The organism is Ilyobacter sp. (assembly GCF_041583315.1).
In the GTDB taxonomy this organism is placed as follows: domain Bacteria; phylum Fusobacteriota; class Fusobacteriia; order Fusobacteriales; family Fusobacteriaceae; genus Ilyobacter.
The window spans coordinates 1-1986 of sequence record NZ_JBFHGC010000528.1 but is presented as its reverse complement, the minus strand read 5'-3'; the positions used below and the strand labels follow the sequence as shown (position 1 = coordinate 1986).

Sequence of the window (1986 nt, the reverse complement as noted above, 5' to 3'; positions counted from 1 at the left end):
GTATTATAATGTAAGTGGTGGTGCACCCAATGCACCACCGATAGAAATCTTAGTGAGTTAATTAAACTGCGAGAAAAATTGTATTGAATTTTGAAAAAACGAACTTAAGACATTCATTGAATTCTCTAAACCATTTTTTAATGGTTTTTTTTAATGTCAAATTTCAATCAAATTAAAAGAGAAAATCAACTGAAATATAAGCTTTAAAAGAAGGATTTAAATCACCAAAAAAAATACAAAAGAATAATTTTCTTCAAAAATCATTGACTTTAAATTTATTTTTATGTAAAATATAAGTATATAGTAATATGAAAATAAAACTCTACTACAGATAAAATAAACTTTTAAAATTTACCTTTAATGTATATTGAAAGGAGGAAAAAAAATGGAAAAGCTCAAAATAACTGAGACCTGTCTGAGAGACGGTCACCAGTCACTAATAGCAACAAGACTAAAAACATCTGAGATGTTGCCTATTTTGGAAAAAATGGATAAAGTAGGATATTATGCTCTTGAAATGTGGGGTGGAGCTACATTTGATGCATGCATCAGATTCCTCAATGAAGACCCATGGGAAAGGCTGAGAGAGATCAGAAAAAGAGTGAAAAATACTAAACTTCAGATGCTTCTTCGTGGTCAGAACCTTCTTGGATACAGACACTATTCAGATGACGTAGTGGATAAGTTTATAGAAAAATCCATAAAAAACGGAATAGATATAGTAAGAGTGTTTGACGCTCTTAATGACTATAGAAACCTGGAGCAATCAATAAAATCTATAAATAAATACGGCGGACACTGTCAGGGAGCTATTGCATATACAACCAGTAAGGTTCATACTGTGGATTATTATGTAGAGAAAGTAAAGGAACTGGAAAAGCTCGGTGCACACTCTATATGTATAAAAGATATGGCAGGGGTTTTAATGCCGGAAACAGCCTATGAGCTGATAACTAAGATGAAAGAGGTGACGGCTCTTCCTATAGAACTGCATACACACTGTACAAGCGGGATAGCGTCTATGATGTATATGAGAGCTATAGAGGCTGGTGTGGATATAATTGATACAGCTATATCTCCTTTTTCAGGAGGGACAAGCCAGCCGGCTACAGAGGTATTCTCACATATTTTAAAGGGAGATAAAAGAGACCCGGGACTTGATATGCAGCTTCTTTCAGAAATAGCAGACTATTTCAAGCCTATTAAAGAAAAATATAGATCAGAAGGTATACTGAAAGCAAAAGTAATGGATGTAGAGCCTAAGACACTTACTTATCAAGTGCCAGGTGGAATGCTGTCCAACCTTTTATCACAGCTAGAAAGTCAGGGTGCTACCCATAAATATGATGAAGTACTTGCAGAGGTTCCAAAAGTAAGAGAAGATTTAGGATTTCCACCGCTTGTTACTCCACTTTCTCAAATGGTAGGTACCCAAGCAGTATTTAATGTACTACTAGGAGAGAGATACAAGGTAATACCAACTGAGATAAAAAATTATGTAAAAGGTCTTTATGGTAAATCTCCAGCCCCTATAAGCAAGGAGATGCAAGAAAAAATAATAGGAGGAGCTACTCCTATAACTTACAGACCTGCAGACGATATCCCACCTGAGTTTGAAAAAATAAAAGAAGAGATAGGAAGTCTTGCAAAATCAGATGAGGATGTGCTTATGTATGCCCTTTTCCCGGAAAATGCGAAAAAATTTCTAAAAGAAAGATCCGAGCATGAGATGGAAGAATGGATCATAGCAATTTAAAGCAACTTAAATAAATCAATTTAACTGCCCCTGGAAACAGGGGCTTTTAAATTTTTTCTTTTCAAATGTCTGAAAAGATGGTTTAATAAGTTAACTTTAAATATAAGGGGGAGTAAATAATGTTTAAAACAAATGATTATTTTGACGGGAAGGTAAAATCAGTAGCTTTCAAATCAGATAAAGGTCCTGCAACTATAGGGGTTATGGCAGCAGGAGAATATGAATTCGGG

General features: G+C 34.7%; 2 protein-coding genes. Both read left to right on the top strand.

Features of this window, described 5'->3' with window-relative positions; genetic code table 11:
- The first annotated feature begins 385 nt into the window (after positions 1–385).
- On the top strand, positions 386–1756 hold the full coding sequence (locus ABZA26_RS13820) for an oxaloacetate decarboxylase subunit alpha (protein ID WP_372715075.1): 1371 nt from the start codon (positions 386–388) through the stop codon (positions 1754–1756).
- A gap of 119 nt (positions 1757–1875) precedes the next feature.
- Positions 1876–1986 (top strand): pyrimidine/purine nucleoside phosphorylase (locus ABZA26_RS13815; protein WP_372715076.1); only part of this gene is annotated, 111 nt, incomplete at its 3' end.

What these genes read in the sequence shown, in the direction of transcription:
- ABZA26_RS13820 (WP_372715075.1), top strand. Translation starts at nt 386, where the DNA reads ATGGAAAAGCTCAAAATAACTGAGACCTGTCTGAGAGACGGTCACCAG.